Below are 16,891 nucleotides of genomic sequence, written 5' to 3'. Positions count from 1 at the left end.
CTTCTACAAATAGAAGAGTTTTACCTACCTTTAGACGTTTTCTTCGGTTCATACTCTGGGATAAGAGACGTACTTACAACCCAGCTTTTATATAGCGTATATATTCATAGTCTTGAAAAAATAAAGTCGTTACAATAAGCGTAAAAAATACAATTAAAACTAGTACATATCCTATTTGCTTCTTAGATAACATAACGTGCCTCTTTAAGGAAGTACATCCATTAATAAGCTAAAATCTTGTAAAGAAAAAGAACTATATTTCATAATACCTTGTACAGCTAAAAGTAAAATAAGACCGGTCACACACATATAATTAACGCTTTCTTCACTCTTTTTTTCAGCAACTACGCCGCCACTAATACATAAAATCCCTAGCAAATGAAGTGCTAAATACATAAAGAAATAAGCTTCCTCCCAGCGAAGAATAACGTTGACTGTCGTTATTAGCACAATCAAATAAAAAAACTTATTTGATGATATTGTTTCATTCATATAATTTTATACATCCCTTTCAAATTTAGAATGAATGATGCTTCAAAGCTATAAAGTAAATGATTGTTTTCATACTATAAAGTGAAACTTTAATCAGTGGGGGTTTTCTTCATCCCCCACTGATTATTAGTTGAACCAATCGGACTTTTATGGGCAGCCCGCCCCCCACCTAACTTCTTTGCTTTCGCTGCATTTTGAGTTGGGGGTCTTACTGCCCATTAAAGTGGGGTAAAACAAAAGGAAAGCCACTATTACTTTCTCGAATATTTTACGAACCCACATATACTTCTCTTCATTTTTTCTGAAGATGCGCTTCATCATTTCTTCTACTATTAGACCAAATATTAGTAAAACCCCTAGCACAATAAGAAGAGAAATACTCCGGAAACACAATCGTATCTACTACAGGTTGAAGTCAATGACAAACGCTTTTATCACACATATCTGTAATAGACGTAGCATCTATAATGTCTTTCAATATTTTTTCAACCGTCTTCTTCATCTCATTTACTCCCCACGACGTCTGAAAAGCTTTTTTCCTGCTCTACATATATAGCGGGCATTTCTTTACTCCAATATTTGCGGTTAACAAATAAAAAGATGAGTACTAAGTTTAATCCTGTTATAAAAATAATAAGTCCTGGAAAGAACGTCGTATAATTTGAGAAATCTGCAAAACTCATTATCTCTTCTTTATTTATTAAAAAAGAAGCACCGATTACAAATGCATTGTTTAACATGTGAATAGCGATTGGCATGAGTAAACTATTCGTACGAATATATACGATTGATAGTACAACGCTAAATACAATTGCACCTAGGAAATCAACGTGTAACAATGCAAACAATATTGCTACAACAATGATCGCTATACTCGTTCCCCATTTTGCTGCGAAGCGTTGCAGTAAAAATCCGCGAAAAACAAATTCCCCAATAATTGGTGCGATGAATACGACCATAATAACTTGATAAACATATCCCCCAGTGCTATCCATAATCGGTTCGCGTAATGCGTTCATAATAAATGTCGGTGTAATCCATGCAAAGCTATACATGTACAAAATAAGATATCCATAACTAAAAACGCATAACATGATCGTAATGTATAAAACTTGCACCAGGTTAAATGTTTCATTTCTATTAATAAATAATGAAAATGCAACACGGTGTTTTTTATACTCAAAAAAAATCCACGTAATCGGCAGAATATAGAATATAAGAATATTTATAAAAGTAGAATTTTGCATATGAAATGTATTTTCTATCAATTCATTACTGGCTCTTGCAACTACAGTTAATAGTGCAAATACAATTAAAAAATATCTAGCTCGCATCGTTTGAAACGGATTCACACTCATCTCCTCCCCTATGTTACTTTTATCATATCATTTGATTCTTAATTTTTTGAGAAAGAAAACCTTAAAATTTCCTTAAAAATTCCATAAGTTACCGAAAAATGATATGATATTCGAGGAAATTAGGAGGGATTTTTTATGTATGAAGCAAATATTTTGCTCGTTGATGATGAAACAGCAATTTTACAATTACTAACTACCATTCTTGAAAAAGAAGGTTTTTCTCATATTACAACTGCAACATCAGCTGAAATAGCTTTATCTCTCACGCAGCAAAACGATTACGACTTAATTATTTTAGATGTCATGCTTCCTGGACAATCTGGTTTTGATATTTGTCCCATCATTCGACAGAACACAGATTGCCCTATCTTCTTCCTCACAGCTAAAACATCTGATTTAGATAAAATATCTGGATTTTCACACGGTGCAGATGATTATATTACGAAGCCATTTAATCCACTTGAAGTAATAGCTCGTATGAAAGCACAACTCCGAAGACATATGAAGCAAGTAATGACACATGAACAAAAAGCACACTCTAGTTCATTTGGTAGATTTGCAATTGATCGCGATTCCGCAGAACTGACAGTGAATGGACATGTTGTCGAATGTTCTGCTCAGCTATTTCAGCTATTACTCTTCTTTTGCGAGAATCCAAACTACGTCTTTTCGAAGGAAGAAATATACGAAAAAGTTTGGGGAGCACCAGCCTATAATGGCGATGACAATACTGTTATGGTTCACATTCGAAAACTACGTGAAAAAATTGAACAAGACCCAAGTAAACCAGAATATATAAAAACCGTTCGTGGACTTGGCTATAAGTTCATTACAAAGTAGGGTGACGATATGAACTTTAATAAACGACTTATTATCCAGTTTATTCTGCAACACGTATTTGTTTTAGTTACATTACTAATTGCTGTAGTAGCTGCTTTCACTTATTTAATTTTTCTTGTTACTAGTACTTCATATGAACCGAATATTCCAGATGCTGATAATTTTATGATTGCAAGATATATCTCTTCAGAAGATGGCGATATTTCGTTAAAAACTGAAGTAAAAGACTTAATGAAAGAGAAAAATGATTGGATTCAAGTTGTAGAGGAAAACGGAAAAGTTCTCTATCACTTTAATACACCTAGTGACGTACCGACATCTTATACGAAGGCATCTTTATTCTCATATATACAGAATCACATAGAAAGCCCTTATACATTTACGTATTGGGAAATTGAATTAGAAGACAAGAATGTGCTTGTTATTTATGGCAGTATGTTAAAAAGCAATGAATTACTAAAAACAATCCAGAAAACGCACCCTTCTGTATCTACAGATTCGTTCACATTAACAGAAGAAGAACAGCATTTACTTACTAAAGAAAAAGCAACACTTCAAATCTTTAATAGCGTTGGCGAAGAAGTATTCTCCTATCCAAACGGAAAGAAAAAAACATTTTCTGTTATACAAGCCGCTCTTAGTGAAAAAGAACCGTGGAATCATAAAGAAAACACGTCTAGCTTTTATGACACAAATAGCAATCATCTCCTTGTTGTAACTGCCAAAAATGAGCACTACTACCCAGATGATGAAATAGAAGATGTATTTACTAAAAAGTTTCTAATTGGATGCGGATTAATCCTTCTTATCGTATTTGTTTATTTAGTTATTCTTTCTATTTGGTACGGTAATAAATTTGGAAAACCGTTATTACATGCGATGCGCTGGCTTAAAAACATAGCTGGCGGAAAGTACGAAGAACCTGTTAGTAAAAAAGGGAAACCTATCAGATTCAGGCGATCTGGTAAAGAAAAATGGTCATTCCGCTTGTTTCGAGATGTTACAAGTTCACTAGAGCACCTTTCTATTACACTCCAAAAAAATGATGCGATGAGGCAAGTACTGCAGCAAACACGTGAGGAATGGATTACCGGTCTCACACATGATTTAAAAACACCACTAAGCTCTATATACGGCTATGCTTTATTACTAGAATCACAGCAATACAACTGGACTGATCGTGACATTCAACAATTCGGTAGTGTTATGAAAGAGAAATCTCAATATATGACGACATTAATTGATGATTTAAGCTTAACGTATCAATTAAAAAATAACAGTCTTCCTGCGCAACACGTAAATATTGAAATGAATCAATTCGTTCAAAAAGTATTATTACAATTCATTAATAATCCGACACTTCAAAATCAAAATATTGAATTTGTACCAAGCTCAAACAAAATTCAATATTTCATTGAAGAAAAATGGTTCCAGCGTATTATCGAAAACTTACTTGTAAACGCGGTAAAACATAATAACGAAACGACTAATGTCATCGTAAAACTTTCGCAAAATGAAAATTCATTTACACTATCTATTTCCGATAACGGAAAAGGAATGGATGATAAAACGAAAGAGCTTCTATTTGAGCGATATTACAGAGGAACAAATACAGAAGAAAGCAACATCGGAACGGGACTTGGCCTCGCTATTACAAAGCAGCTCGTTCATGCTCATAACGGAACGATTTCGATCGATAGCGAACTAGGAAAAGGAACAACAATTATACTTGTGTTTCCGTTTCGTTCATAGAAAAGACGCTATGTGGCGTCTTTTCTTTTTTCTATTCTGGGAGAATTCAGCGATAAATGAAATGATGTAGACCATCTTTCTGAGTTATTTTAACGGTATATGAAATGATGTAGACCATCTTTCTGAGTTGTTTCAGCGGTATATGAAATGATGTAGACCATCTTTATGAGTTGTTTCAGCGGTATATGAAATTATATCGGCGATTTTGCGAATATATCGGCGCAACTCGAATTATATCGGCGATTTTTCAAATATATCGGCGCAAATCAAAATATATCAGCGATTTTCTGAATATATCGACTTACCGACAAAAATCGACAAAAATAGCACCCCATCTTATATGCAAAGCTCCTGAAAAACAACGATTCCGCCCGCGCCAATTGAAATTTCACGAAATAAAAAAGCGAGCCATTTCTCAATGACTCGCTCTCAATCTATTATTTCTTCTTCACCGGTATCCAAAGCTCTACTTGAGCGAACTCACTTTTATCTTCGTGGCAACGCTCATCGTATAGTTCAAACTCTGTAAAGCCGCAATGTTCATAGCCTGAATGCGGGAACCATTCTGAGAATACAGCGTTCCACGTTTGGTGAATAGACGATACCATTTCTTCATGAGGAACTTTCGGCGTTGTAAATACTGCATATGTTGCTGCTGGGAACGTACGCTTTGCAATTTCATTTGGTACATTTTCAAAGCCTGTAACTTCCATTCCAATAATATACGTGAAGTCCCCTGTTTCTAAATTAAAATCAGTACATAATCCAAGCTCTACCCATTGGCTCGTATCTTTACGATTCGGAATTGTCGTTCCAAGATCTTTTTGTAAATATTCTTGCCAAAATGCTGGAATGTCTTGATGGTTTTTCCCTTCCTTACTTGTCGTCTTCAGTTCATAACCCGCCACTAAAAATTCTGGTTTATTTACAATACGATATTCCATTTGTATGCCTCCTAAATACGGATTTAATTTTCTTTGCTTTACATTCACACTGTAATACATCGGTGTTTCTATTTCTTGCTTTCGATATTCACTCGGTGTCATTTGAAATAATTTTTTAAAGGCTCTTGTGAACGTTTCGTGAGATTGAAAGCCATGCTCAAATGCGATATCAATAATTTTTTCATTCGTATGAGAAAGTTGATAAGCTGCCCGGGCTAACCTCCTCTTTCGAACGTACTCCATTACTGTATCACCTACTAACGCCTGAAATACACGATGAAAATGCGATTCAGAAAAACCTGCAATACGCGCTAAATTACGCAGCGTCTGTTTTTCCATTACATCTTCCTCAATATAATCAATGGACCTTTGAATTTGTGTTTCATAGCTTTCCATCTCTGTTCACCCGCCTTATATGTATTATGATAAAAGAGAATCTTATCCAATTCTTGACGTTTTTTACTATAATTCCATAAAACATTGTAACTTTTTTATATGTATTTCGTTGTTATTTATGAAGGGAGGGAAATTAGTGAAACGCAAACAATCATTAGAAGACATTTATTCAGAGCATATGCATGATTTATTTCGCTATCTTCTCTCCCTCACCGGAGATTCTCATTTTGCTGAAGATCTCATGCAGGAAACCTTTTACCGCATGCTCGTCCATATTGACTATTACAAAGGCGAAGAAATTAGACCGTGGTTATTTACAATTGCCTACAACGCCTTTATCGATTGGTATCGAAAAGAAAAAAAATATAAAACAACTACAGTGGAAGAATTCCATTTACCAAACGTACCAAGTACAGAACATGAATATTTCGTAAAACATGAGATTGCTAGTTGGTTAGACAGTTTATCTTCTCTTCCGCTCGAAAGACGAAATGTTCTGTTACTACGAGATTACTACGGATTCTCGTATAAGGAAATAGCAGAAATGACCGGTCTCTCATTCGCGAAAGTAAAAATTGAATTACACCGCGGACGAAAAGAAACGAGAAACATAAAGGAGTGATACAGATGGGTTGTGCAGCATTTAAAAAACTATGGGAGAAATACGAAAACGGAACACTCACGCATGATGAACAAGAGCTGTTAGAAAGTCATATTGAGACATGTGAAGAGTGTGAAGCTTACTTAGATGAGTTGCTTTTGAAGAATGAACCAATAAAGAAAAAACTACCACCACAAAATCTGAAAGTCCCGTTTTGGAAAATAAAATGGAAACAACGTTGGCAAACCGTTAGTTTTGTCCTTGCTGTTTGTATAGCAATCTATTTTGTCGGTCATTTTTCGTCTTCTCTTTACTTCTATAATATGAAAAAGTTAGCTGAAGTAAATGAGATTCCAGCACTCGCACTAGAAGCAACCATTCCAAATAGTCGTTCCGCTGGAGGCAGTACAAAAATCAAACCCTTTTTCCGTACAGAAAATGAAATGAATTTAGTTAAAACTGTCGGCAAAAAAGAAGTTCAATTCGGTACCGTAACAACGAAAAGCTTCTTATCGTCTGTAACTGTTACAAGTAAATCTTGGGCAAACAAATTGAATTACTCTAATCTTTATTTTGTTCATCCAAAAATAAAACAAGGTGATCACTTAAAAGAATCGTCTAAAAAAGTTTGGGATACACTTGCAAAAGTACATGATGGAACCGTTGCTGAAGTAGCTATTTCTTTTGACAAACCATATACGTTAAAGGAAATAGAATCCATACTATATAGCGTATTTGAAGCGCAAGAAATGCCACCAACTCCTGTATGGTACGCTTTAGACACAGGACAAGAGAGAATAGATGAGGAAGATTTCATCCTACATGGCGGAGAGGCTATCGGATTTCCAGAACATATAAACCTCCCTGATAGTGAAGCAGAACGACCGAAGACAAAAGAAGATGAAGTAATCGAAATGATGCGCATTCTTTCTGAGCATAAAAAAACTGTAAGCAAAACTACTTGGACTCCTGAAAAAGAGCTGAACTTAGATAAACGTTATGAGTATGTAAAAGATAACGGCGTAAAAGTATATGGAATTGTCATTACAGGCCCGTCGAAAGAGTTATTAAAATTACAAAACTCGCCTCACGTTCGTTATGCGACTCTTGGAGATATTGAGGTTTGGAATTGGTTTGATCAGTGATGTAGGAAAAGTAGAGCATCTAGAGGTGATGCTCTACTTTTTTAATCCGAAACCACCTTCACATACATCCCTCTCACCGCTTTTTCATAAGCGACCTCACTCATCTTCCTTATGTTTTCTGACACAACAGACGATGGAACGACTTCCCCTTCACGAAGTAACGGCGGATCAATAAGGCGTACTTTATTGTTCTGATATAAATCATAATCGTTTCTATCTTCTTTTACTTTTACATTCGGATGAACTTTGCTTACTAAAACATGTACTTCCGGATCACTACATTGCTGCAATTTCAAAATTAGCTCATCATCTTCAAGAAGAAAATCATCTGCATGAATAACCTTTTTGTGTAGAGCTAACTTTAGCGTTTTTGCTAACATATCATTTCCGTAACTATTCATTGGTTGCATAAAGAAATCAATGACTTCTTTGTAATATGTTTCTGTAAACCACTCTGCCATTTCGATGTTTTGAAGGACCATTTTTCCGTTTACTTCAATTACATCTTCTAAAAAACTGTGAGCTTCTTCTAAAGAAATATACCCATATGTATACATATCTCGTAACGTATAATCCACTCGATCTGCGCATAATTCGGGCGCTGACCTTTCCAATAACGTCCACTTTGAATCATCTAACAAAATCTCTTCATAGTTATAGCCATACTTTGCAAGAATCGCTGGAATTTCTGAGTTTTTCACAACAGAACTAAATATCTCTTCATGATAACTTTCATTTCTATTATCAAAAACGTAATCAATCACATGGGAGAAAGCAGTATGCGATACATCGTGCAGTAAACCTGCAATTTGCTCTTCTACTGAACCACCTAGCTTTTTAACTAACAACATAACACCAACTGAATGATCAAAGCGCGTTACATTCCATTCCTTGTTCACTAAATAACTTGCGCCAGTTTGATGAATACCTTTTAGTCTTTGCACAGACTTACTTAAGATTAATTCTTCTACTACTGGATCCACTTTAAATTCTCCGTATAGTATATCTGATATGATCACTTATAATCCCCCTCTATCTTAGCCGCCTCTTATAATCGTACCTCTTTTATAAAATCAACACTAACAAAAGTTTTAAATCCTAATATATTGATATTAAATTAAAAATATTGTATATTATACATGTCTGTTATTTGTTTTAATTCATTTATTTTTATTGAGTGCTCCTTATATGGAGCCTTTTTTTATTTGTAAAAATAGAGAGCCATTAGCTCTCTATTACATACACTTATTCAAACGTAACATCCACCTGTACAACCTCAGATCTACTTCCAAGTCTAAGCGGCGGTCCCCAAAATCCGAAACCAGAAGAAACAATTGCGTGGAATGCACCTTTTTGTGCGTATCCCCAGTCTAGTTCGTACATTCTTCTCGTTACAATATGATTTGGCGCCATTTGTCCGCGGTGCGTATGACCGGATAATAGTAAATCTACGCCAGCATCCGCTGCTTGTTTTAACTCGAATGGTTGATGATCCATTGCGATAACTGGCATCGTTTTATCTACCGTACTCATAAGATTTTCAAAACTTTGGCGATCTCGCTCAGTTTTATCTTTTCTTCCAACGAGATAAAACTGATCTTCAATTGTAATTACTTCATCTAATAAAATGCGAATATCAATCTTATCCATCTCTTGTATAAATTCTGGAACTGCTCGCCCGTAATATTCGTGGTTTCCTAACACACCATATACGCCTAGTGGAGCTTTCATCTGTTTCATAATATGTCCCATATTTTTTTGAATGAACACACCTGGATGATCATCGATAATATCTCCTGGCAGTAAAATAATATCAGGCTCCATTTCATTTACATGACGGACAAGTCTCTTTAAATGTGAAACACCAGATAATTTACCGAAATGCATATCAGAAGCCATCGCAATGCGTAAGCTTTTACGTCCCTCTACTTTTTTCGGAATGTGCACCTCATACTTTCTTACTACCGGGCTATATGCATTAAATACTCCGTACGCAAAGATAAAAATAAATGCAGCTAACACAGCCGCCCCTGTCCAAATAATTGCCGCTTCTTTCTCTACTACAAACTGTAAAAGAAAGACTGTAATATTAGCTAACGGCAATAACATAAGCGCGTATTGTATAACCGCAAACCAAATCGAACCTATCGTTCGTAGAAATGGCAAAAACTTAAACACTTGCACGAGAATGTACGCATAGGAAATGAAGCCAACAACGAAAGCGTAATATCCCCAAGACTCCCAGCCAAATACGGCATGAAGCCAAACCCAGCCGTTCCAGCCTATGTAGAGCATAAGTAGTGTGTATATAATTAATATCGTAAATATATTGAGATAACGAAGATTCTTCACAACTAGCCTCCTTATTCATTTCTTCTATTATATCTTGTTATGCACCTATAGCGTAAATATTAAGCACTGCAATCTTCACAATAAAAACCCCTAATTGCTAGACGCAAATCTAACAATTAGAGGTGCAATTCAAAACAACATTCCTTTTACAGATTTTCGTTATAGAAACTTGTTAATTTTTCAACTGCAATTTTTACTGGTTCTGGTTGATCATATAAATCGTAGTGACTCGCGCCTTCCACAACAAGTAAGTCTTTCTTCTCTGAAGCTGCTTTCTTATAAAGCTCATGACCATCTTTATAAGAACCGAATGCACCTTGCTTGCTACCGACAATAATTTGCAGCGGCTGCGTTAATAACGTATCTGCTAAATGGAACGCATCAAAACCAATTACCGATCCCATACTCGTAAAGTTTAACTTATTTGGCGAGTTCACACTTTGACCTCGCGGCGTTGTGTAATACTCAACTGCTTCTACAATATCTATATCCGTCATACCTGCTGCCGCTAACTCTTCCTGATTTTTAGGAATCCAATTTGTAATCATTACCTCTGCTCCGCATGCTTCAGCAGTACGTTGTTTACCAATTGCCTCTAACACACCAATCGGGTTAGACTCACGATTTAAACGACCGATATTTGCACCAACAACTGTACCAACCGCTTTAATGCGGCGCTCTGTCATCGCAGCATTTACCGCATAACCACCGCCTGCACAAACACCTAACACACCGATACGTTCTTCATCTATATAAGGTAGAGTCGTTACATAATCTACTGCTGAGCGAATATCCTCAACTCGCGTAGCTGGCTCTTCTATATATCTCGGTGCACCTTCACTTTCACCTTGATATGATGCATCAAACGCAAGCGTTACATATCCTTGTTCCGCTAACTTCTCGGCATACAATCCTGCTGTTTGATCTTTACAGCTACTACCTGGATGCACACAAACAATCGCTGGATGTTGTTTCTTTTCCTCAGCACCTTCGGGAATGTTCAAAATGCCTGCAACTTGTAAACCTCTTGCATAAAATCGTACATCTTTCTTCGTAACTGCCATATATAAAACCACCTTTATCTCATTTTTAATTTTACACTTGTGAGAGTTATTACTCACCTGTATATTTATAATAAAGCGAGCAACCACTTGTTTCAATGACCACATTTACACATTTGGGTCATAATACACACATAACGAAATATGTGTATCAACAACGGAGGAACACAATATGGAGAAAATCGATCGAAGAATTATAAAATCACAAAACGCCATTCAATCTGCATTTATAGAGATGTTAATAACAGATGGTTTTGACGAAATTACAGTAAAAAACATTACAGAAAAAGCAAACATCGGAAGAAAAACTTTTTACTTACACTATCTAGATAAGTACAATTTATTAGATAAAATTGTGGACGATCATTTAGACCAATTAAAAGAAATATGCTATGAGAAACAAAACAAAGGGTTTATAGAAGGAACGATCATATGGTTTGAATACTTCAAAGAACATAAACCATTTTTCGCGGCGTTATTTAAAAGTAACAGCACATTATCGTTTCAAAAAAAGTTATTAACTTTCATCATGGGTGAAATAGAGAAAAAGTTAAACACAAACACATCAATAAATAAAAACATCGATAAACACATCATTTTAAAATTTTTAGGAACGGCTGTAATGGGCATTTTAGAATCTTACGTGTTAGACGAAATTGATAGTGATGTTGCGTTTGTTGCGACGCAAGTTGGGGAGTTGATGAGGAGGAATATATAACGGTTATGAAAAAGTGCACCCAGATTGTTGAGTGCGCTTTTTTATCACCTCATATATTAATTGTATCAACACAATACAGCCTATCATCCATCTGAAAATATATAACAGATCCGCGGCTATAATAAGTACCAAATTGAATCGGTTCTCCAAGTTCATTACGAAGATTCACATCATGCACATGATTATTATTTAAATCATAAACAACCAACTTTTTATCTTAAGTAATGAACACTACTTTATCTTGAGCAACCGCAAAACTTTCTGACCATATTTCCATAGTTACCTTTATTTCATTCCACGACATATGAAATTTTTTATCTTTCATTTGAACTAAAGGATATTCTGAATAATAGAGCCAAACGTCTCCATCTAGCACATTTATTGCATAACAATCAGCTATATAAGATATTTATAAAAAAGAAAAGCCGATATCAGCTCTTCTTTCTACAAATTATTTTTCATTTAATTTTCACCATCCATTTCCTCTGCTGTCCCAGGTTAAAATTCTTTTAGTTTTTTTCAATATCTCTACTTTTTTCTCCATATAAATATCCCTTTTTACTAAAAAAGATGTTTTACACTCCCCTCTAGAAATATATTGCTCCAATGCTATTTGTCATCATAGAGTGTAAATGAATTAGCGGGGAATTGTTGTGTAAAATTAGAAGTATTGAGTTGTTCTATTGGTTCTTGAGATGTTTGTTTCATGTGTCGTTTTTCAAATGCTAATTGTATCCTTTGTAGCATAATATGTGCTGTAATAATAGTCAGGATGAAAAATGTAATAGGAACCATTGGAATCCAAGGTTGAACGGAGAGGGAACGAAAATAGAGACCAATTAAACCTGACCATTCATTGCTAACTGACTCAGCTTCATTTCCGTAGAAAAGAATTGTACCACCAAAAAATAATTCTAAAATACCAAAATGAGAGAAAATGATTAAAGTTTGTACAAATTGTTGCATCATGACAATGATTAGAATAGGAAATATATTTGGAAATATGTGTTTTATAGCGAGATGAAATTTGCTTCCTCCTAATATTGTAGCAGCTTCTATAAATTCTTCGTTCAGTATCTTTTTTGTCTCTTTTGCAAAATAAAATATAAGAACGGGTAAAGCGAGAATGACTAAGACTACGATTTCAAAGGATGCTCGTTCAAAGAAAGAGGGAGCTGGAGACCCGTTTTGAAAACGCAATACTGTATCAAGAATAAAGTAACCAATGAGGGTCATTGGAACAACTGTAAAACAATCAAAGAGAGCTTCAAGTGTCTTAAAACTTTTTCTTACATAAAAAGCGAAGAATAATCCAATTGCTAGCCCGATAAATGTTCGTAGAAATGCTATCAATAACGATATACCAATGGTCCATTTCGCTCCATCAACTACTCTATGTAATAAATCAAATCCCTTCATATCCGTACCTAACAGAAAAGTGAAAGAAGGGGGAAATGGTGCCGCTTGTACATTACCACTTTCATCATATAGAATAGATGTTTGGCGAACTTTCCCATCAAAGAATATGGAATTTCCAATGCTTACTATGATTAATAGAAGCAAAAAGGATATACAAATTATGAAATACTTATCTCTTTTTAAATGGGCCCACATGTTAAGATTCTCCTTTCAATTCATCAGGTATGAAAATATTGAAAAGCTTAAAGACAATAAAGATAGGAATGTAAATTAAAAACAATGTAACGCAAAATATTTCAGGTGCTGGTTCTAATTCGGTATTATACGTTTTTAAAAATGTGAAAATACCTTGAACATTGAGTAAGTATTCAATAATGTATAAATTAGATAACATATACCAAATATTTGTTTTTGAGAAGTAGAGAGTACTTAAAAAGACGTTTCTCAGAACGTGACGATTGAGAATATAAAACGTGTCAAATCCTTTGGCACGTGCTAGCAAGGTATAATCTTTTTGTAATTCATTTTCAAAACGTAGCAATAGTAGCTTGTTAAACATAAGAATAGTTGGAAAACTTAAGCAAATAATTGGAAATAGTAAGATTGAGTTGTCTTTTGTACCAGCTATATTTGCGATTAAAAAGTTTGTCTGTTTATAAATCCAAACGACAAGTAATTGGAGACATAAAATAATAAAAATATCAGGAATTGCTTCTAATAGTAAAAAAAATGATTTTATTCTTTCTCTTTTTTTTACAGGGAGTAGCAACAAGGCATAAACAGTCATAAAAGAAACTAATATGGAAATAAGAAGAGCAGCTAAAAAGATAATAATCGTGTTTCCATATTGAATTAGAATTTGAGGAAATAGGGGTTTTGCAAATTTCGTGTAAGTTAATGGATCCCACCCTATTAATTTAGAGGTGACGTCCGTAAGTGTGTGCAGGTAATTGTTAAAGTCAATCTTCATCCCAATAAATAAGTGCGGTAACGTGCCGATAAATATAATGATAATAAACGATAAGAATAAGTGGAACGGTATCGTTAAATATGTTTGTGCAAAATTTTTTTTCATGTTAGCCTAACCTTTCCTATAAAGTGAAGCTACCATCAGTAGAGATTCTCTACTGACGGTAGCCTAATGAACTAGTTTTTACAACAAATTCAGGAAAAAGAAACACTTCATATACTTGAATTGAAAGGGAAAAAATTTTATTTATTAGCTTTTCATTAACTCTTCTTTGTTTATCTCCATATTTGTCTTAGCAGAATTTTTAAATTCGATTATATTTACTTGATTTTGGAATTTATTCAAGAAGTCTGTTACTAACCTAATTAACAAAAAGAAAATAATCATTTGGATAATCATGCAAGCCCAAAGTAAATAATCCGTCCAGTTCATATCTTTCACTCCTTTATTTGTTTTGTAAGATATAAAAAATGATTCATACTACGATAAATTGTGAATATTGAGTTTAAAATTGCTATTAATAAAACTAAGAATGTTGATAAAAGTATAGAGAAGATTCCATTATGATTGAAAATTAGTGATATATCCTTTTCATATATAAGAAGAGATTGCAAGCTGAAAAAATCTGTTTCATTTTTAATAAGTAAAATAATTAATCCTACTAAAAAAATATTGCGAAACACTAAAGTCCAAGATAAGTTATGATCTCCTACAATTCCACCACATCCGCAAGAAATATTGGTTCTCTTCCTATATAAATTAACAATGATTCCTATTGTATACATAATTAATAAAAGTAAAAGTATAGCGCCTACCCAAAGCTGTAATAATCCTAGAATGAGTGAAATGGAACAAATTAACGCAAGGCTTACTTCCATCCTAGAAAAGAATTTTATGAATTTTTTGGGGAGGATTTTATATTCGCCTACAATGACAACGTGTTTGCTAAAATGTAATAGTTTACTAATAGAGGACGATAGAAAAAGAGTACCTATTAATATCCTTAAAATTAAGATAATTTCATTCATATTAAAACCTCATCAAGTTTATTTTGATATAGAGTTGCTTGGGTTGTGTATAATTCATAGTATTTCCCTTTTTTTAGGAAAAGCTCTTCATGAGTACCGAACTCAACTAATTCACCATTGTCTAATACAACAATTTTATCTGCTAATTTAGCTGCAGACATTTTATGAGAAATCATAATTGTAGTTTTCTGGTTGGTCAGTAATTCAAATTTATCAAAAATTTCTCTTTCTGAAATAGGATCTAACGCAGCAGTTGGCTCATCTAGAATCATGATATTACCATTTTTAAATAACGATCGAGATATTGCTAATTTTTGCCATTGACCTCCTGAGAGCTCTTCACCCTCTTGTAAAAATCTCCCTAATGGAGTGTTGTATGCATTCGGGAATAGTTGGATATCTTCATGGATTCCTGACTGCATAGCTACATTTTTTAGTTTTTCATCATTATTTATTTCGGAAACATTACCAAGAGCGATATTTTCTCTTATGGTTAAATGGTACTGAATAAAATCTTGAAACATTACTGTCGTGTGCTCTCTTAAAGAATGTAATTGAATTTTGTTAATAGGTATATTATCAAAATATATATTTCCAGATGTAAGTGGATATAGTCCAAGCAGGCATTTTATTAATGTAGTTTTTCCAGATCCATTATGACCGACTATTGCTATCTTTTCATTAGGTAATATAGAAAAAGATACATTTTGTAAAATTTTATTTTTATTATTAGGGTATGAAAAAGATACATTTTCAAAGCGTATGCCATATTGTAAAACACTAGGAAATGGTACTTGTTCATCGGTATTTATTTCATCCTCATCTAGTGAATCGATATAATGAAAATAGTCATATATATATAATACATCCTCATATAATTGAGCCAAATTAGCTGAAATGTTATGTAATGCATTTTGTGTATTATGTACTGCTTGTCCTATAGAAACGAAGTCACCAATTTTAACAGCAGATTTTTTAATGAGCCAAATAATAATTCCGGCCGAACCACAATATGAAAGAGCTACTAGCAAATCTAAAAATATTTCCGCTTTACTTTTGGTTTTTAAGAAATTTAAAGAATAACTCATATTTTTATTATATTTTTTTTCCCATCTTTGTATGAAGTAAGTATGTAGGTTAAAAATTCTAATTTCCTTAATCGTATCTTTTTGCATTAACAAGTTCTCTATATAATTTGTCTCCCTTAAGAGGGGAGTAGTTTTTTTTGTGAGTTCAAATCCTTGTTTACCAAGATATGATTTTATGAAAAGAGCTGGAAAAAAGGTAATACTAGCAACTACAGCTAAACTCCAATGAATAGAGAGTAAAAAAATAATTAAAGATGAAATGGTTATTAAAGATTGTGCAATTAAAAATAAATTGTTAATTGGTGATAGTAGACGTCTACCAGTATTTGATTTTATTCGATTGGTATAGTTATAAAAATCAGGATTATCAAAATATGAATACGGTATTTTAAAGGTCTTATAAGCAATTTCTTCAGTTAAAAATTTAGTGAGCTTAAAGCGCATATTTTCGTCAATATAATACTGTAATTGTTTAATGATAGTTTCAATTAATAATAGCAAAAATTGTAGTACAAGCAGAGTAATAGCTAATGTATAATTTTTATTTTCACTTGTAATGATGGTGGATACATTGTTAACAAGTTCTTTTGTAGTCCATATTGTAGCCACAGGTAACATCCCTAAAATAATCATGAATATGCTAGAAAAGCAAAACCAAATCTTATTGAGTTTCCAAATTAGTTTAATAGTTCTTAGTATGTAAGTAATGAACATATAAAAAAACCCT

17 protein-coding genes and 2 pseudogenes are annotated in these 16,891 nt (G+C 33.7%); 5 read left to right on the top strand and 14 right to left on the bottom strand.

Annotated features, from left to right (window positions below; all coding sequences use genetic code 11):
- Positions 1 to 73: 73 nt before the first annotated feature.
- The 4 genes and pseudogenes from MKY00_RS05880 to MKY00_RS05865 form a co-directional block, all read right to left on the bottom strand.
- Positions 74 to 193 carry a hypothetical protein gene (locus MKY00_RS05880; RefSeq protein ID WP_016716775.1) on the bottom strand — a complete coding sequence of 40 codons (120 nt, stop codon included), beginning with the start codon at positions 191 to 193 and terminating at the stop codon, positions 74 to 76.
- An 11-nt stretch (positions 194 to 204) separates the two neighbouring features.
- The gene (locus MKY00_RS05875) at positions 205 to 492 is read right to left on the bottom strand and encodes a hypothetical protein (RefSeq protein WP_016716774.1); all 288 of its coding nucleotides are present in this window, start codon (positions 490 to 492) and stop codon (positions 205 to 207) included.
- A gap of 147 nt (positions 493 to 639) precedes the next feature.
- A pseudogene (locus MKY00_RS05870) lies at positions 640 to 994 on the bottom strand (hypothetical protein).
- A gap of 1 nt (position 995) precedes the next feature.
- Positions 996 to 1,844 (bottom strand): CPBP family intramembrane glutamic endopeptidase, encoded by an 849-nt coding sequence (locus MKY00_RS05865; protein ID WP_016716773.1) that lies wholly within the window; start codon positions 1,842 to 1,844, stop codon positions 996 to 998.
- Positions 1,845 to 1,985: 141 nt separating this feature from the next.
- Between MKY00_RS05865 and MKY00_RS05860 the strand changes: the two genes are divergently transcribed.
- Entirely contained in the window at positions 1,986 to 2,690 is a 705-nt protein-coding gene (locus tag MKY00_RS05860; RefSeq protein ID WP_016716772.1) for a response regulator transcription factor, read from the top strand.
- A gap of 9 nt (positions 2,691 to 2,699) precedes the next feature.
- Complete coding sequence (locus MKY00_RS05855) at positions 2,700 to 4,442, top strand: sensor histidine kinase (protein ID WP_016716771.1); 1,743 nt, start codon at positions 2,700 to 2,702, stop codon at positions 4,440 to 4,442.
- Between the two features lie 437 nt (positions 4,443 to 4,879).
- Here the strand turns inward: MKY00_RS05855 and MKY00_RS05850 are convergent, their stop codons facing one another.
- Positions 4,880 to 5,782, bottom strand: a complete 903-nt coding sequence (locus MKY00_RS05850; RefSeq protein ID WP_016716770.1) for an AraC family transcriptional regulator — start codon at positions 5,780 to 5,782, stop codon at positions 4,880 to 4,882.
- A 118-nt stretch (positions 5,783 to 5,900) separates the two neighbouring features.
- On the opposite strand from MKY00_RS05850, the gene MKY00_RS05845 reads away from it, so the two are divergent.
- Both MKY00_RS05845 and MKY00_RS05840 read left to right on the top strand, forming a co-directional pair.
- On the top strand, positions 5,901 to 6,404 hold the full coding sequence (locus MKY00_RS05845) for an RNA polymerase sigma factor (protein ID WP_141114917.1): 504 nt from the start codon (positions 5,901 to 5,903) through the stop codon (positions 6,402 to 6,404).
- A 5-nt stretch (positions 6,405 to 6,409) separates the two neighbouring features.
- The gene (locus tag MKY00_RS05840) at positions 6,410 to 7,528 is read left to right on the top strand and encodes an anti-sigma factor (protein WP_016716768.1); all 1,119 of its coding nucleotides are present in this window, start codon (positions 6,410 to 6,412) and stop codon (positions 7,526 to 7,528) included.
- Positions 7,529 to 7,569: 41 nt separating this feature from the next.
- On the opposite strand, the gene MKY00_RS05835 is transcribed toward MKY00_RS05840, so the two are convergent.
- The 3 genes from MKY00_RS05835 to MKY00_RS05825 form a co-directional block, all read right to left on the bottom strand.
- Positions 7,570 to 8,547: an HD domain-containing protein gene (locus MKY00_RS05835; RefSeq protein ID WP_016716767.1), complete on the bottom strand. Its 978-nt coding sequence runs from the start codon at positions 8,545 to 8,547 to the stop codon at positions 7,570 to 7,572.
- Between the two features lie 226 nt (positions 8,548 to 8,773).
- A complete protein-coding gene (locus tag MKY00_RS05830) occupies positions 8,774 to 9,880 on the bottom strand; it encodes a metallophosphoesterase (RefSeq protein ID WP_016716766.1) in 1,107 nt (368 codons plus the stop codon).
- A 146-nt stretch (positions 9,881 to 10,026) separates the two neighbouring features.
- Entirely contained in the window at positions 10,027 to 10,944 is a 918-nt protein-coding gene (locus tag MKY00_RS05825; protein WP_016716765.1) for an alpha/beta hydrolase, read from the bottom strand.
- 169 nt (positions 10,945 to 11,113) lie between these two features.
- Between MKY00_RS05825 and MKY00_RS05820 the strand changes: the two genes are divergently transcribed.
- Positions 11,114 to 11,659 (top strand): TetR/AcrR family transcriptional regulator, encoded by a 546-nt coding sequence (locus MKY00_RS05820; protein ID WP_016716764.1) that lies wholly within the window; start codon positions 11,114 to 11,116, stop codon positions 11,657 to 11,659.
- Positions 11,660 to 11,708: 49 nt separating this feature from the next.
- Here the strand turns inward: MKY00_RS05820 and MKY00_RS05815 are convergent.
- The 6 genes and pseudogenes from MKY00_RS05815 to MKY00_RS05790 all read right to left on the bottom strand — a co-directional run.
- Positions 11,709 to 12,059 (bottom strand): annotated as a pseudogene (locus MKY00_RS05815) (hypothetical protein); the annotation flags it as partial.
- 209 nt (positions 12,060 to 12,268) lie between these two features.
- Positions 12,269 to 13,273: an ABC transporter permease gene (locus MKY00_RS05810; protein ID WP_016716763.1), complete on the bottom strand. Its 1,005-nt coding sequence runs from the start codon at positions 13,271 to 13,273 to the stop codon at positions 12,269 to 12,271.
- Between the two features lies 1 nt (position 13,274).
- Complete coding sequence (locus MKY00_RS05805; RefSeq protein WP_016716762.1) at positions 13,275 to 14,153, bottom strand: ABC transporter permease subunit; 879 nt, start codon at positions 14,151 to 14,153, stop codon at positions 13,275 to 13,277.
- Between the two features lie 144 nt (positions 14,154 to 14,297).
- Positions 14,298 to 14,480, bottom strand: a complete 183-nt coding sequence (locus MKY00_RS05800) for a hypothetical protein (protein ID WP_001104600.1) — start codon at positions 14,478 to 14,480, stop codon at positions 14,298 to 14,300.
- 5 nt (positions 14,481 to 14,485) lie between these two features.
- Positions 14,486 to 15,076 (bottom strand): MauE/DoxX family redox-associated membrane protein, encoded by a 591-nt coding sequence (locus MKY00_RS05795; RefSeq protein WP_341034635.1) that lies wholly within the window; start codon positions 15,074 to 15,076, stop codon positions 14,486 to 14,488.
- Positions 15,073 to 16,878, bottom strand: a complete 1,806-nt coding sequence (locus MKY00_RS05790) for an ABC transporter ATP-binding protein (protein WP_016088963.1) — start codon at positions 16,876 to 16,878, stop codon at positions 15,073 to 15,075. Before MKY00_RS05790 ends, MKY00_RS05795 begins: the two co-directional genes overlap by 4 nt.
- Between the last annotated feature and the right edge of the window lie 13 nt (positions 16,879 to 16,891).

Origin of the sequence: Bacillus sp. FSL R9-9834 (assembly GCF_038006905.1) — a bacterium.
GTDB lineage: Bacteria > Bacillota > Bacilli > Bacillales > Bacillaceae_G > Bacillus_A > Bacillus_A pacificus.
This window is presented reverse-complemented; position numbering and strand designations above follow the sequence as displayed.

What these genes read in the sequence shown, in the direction of transcription:
- MKY00_RS05880 (WP_016716775.1), bottom strand. Translation starts at nt 193, where the DNA reads ATGTTATCTAAGAAGCAAATAGGATATGTACTAGTTTTAATTGTATTT.
- MKY00_RS05875 (WP_016716774.1), bottom strand. Translation starts at nt 492, where the DNA reads ATGAATGAAACAATATCATCAAATAAGTTTTTTTATTTGATTGTGCTA.
- MKY00_RS05860 (WP_016716772.1), top strand. Translation starts at nt 1,986, where the DNA reads ATGTATGAAGCAAATATTTTGCTCGTTGATGATGAAACAGCAATTTTA.
- MKY00_RS05855 (WP_016716771.1), top strand. Translation starts at nt 2,700, where the DNA reads ATGAACTTTAATAAACGACTTATTATCCAGTTTATTCTGCAACACGTA.
- MKY00_RS05850 (WP_016716770.1), bottom strand. Translation starts at nt 5,782, where the DNA reads ATGGAAAGCTATGAAACACAAATTCAAAGGTCCATTGATTATATTGAG.
- MKY00_RS05845 (WP_141114917.1), top strand. Translation starts at nt 5,901, where the DNA reads ATGAAGGGAGGGAAATTAGTGAAACGCAAACAATCATTAGAAGACATT.
- MKY00_RS05840 (WP_016716768.1), top strand. Translation starts at nt 6,410, where the DNA reads ATGGGTTGTGCAGCATTTAAAAAACTATGGGAGAAATACGAAAACGGA.
- MKY00_RS05825 (WP_016716765.1), bottom strand. Translation starts at nt 10,944, where the DNA reads ATGGCAGTTACGAAGAAAGATGTACGATTTTATGCAAGAGGTTTACAA.
- MKY00_RS05820 (WP_016716764.1), top strand. Translation starts at nt 11,114, where the DNA reads ATGGAGAAAATCGATCGAAGAATTATAAAATCACAAAACGCCATTCAA.
- MKY00_RS05810 (WP_016716763.1), bottom strand. Translation starts at nt 13,273, where the DNA reads ATGTGGGCCCATTTAAAAAGAGATAAGTATTTCATAATTTGTATATCC.
- MKY00_RS05805 (WP_016716762.1), bottom strand. Translation starts at nt 14,153, where the DNA reads ATGAAAAAAAATTTTGCACAAACATATTTAACGATACCGTTCCACTTA.
- MKY00_RS05800 (WP_001104600.1), bottom strand. Translation starts at nt 14,480, where the DNA reads ATGAACTGGACGGATTATTTACTTTGGGCTTGCATGATTATCCAAATG.
- MKY00_RS05795 (WP_341034635.1), bottom strand. Translation starts at nt 15,076, where the DNA reads ATGAATGAAATTATCTTAATTTTAAGGATATTAATAGGTACTCTTTTT.
- MKY00_RS05790 (WP_016088963.1), bottom strand. Translation starts at nt 16,878, where the DNA reads ATGTTCATTACTTACATACTAAGAACTATTAAACTAATTTGGAAACTC.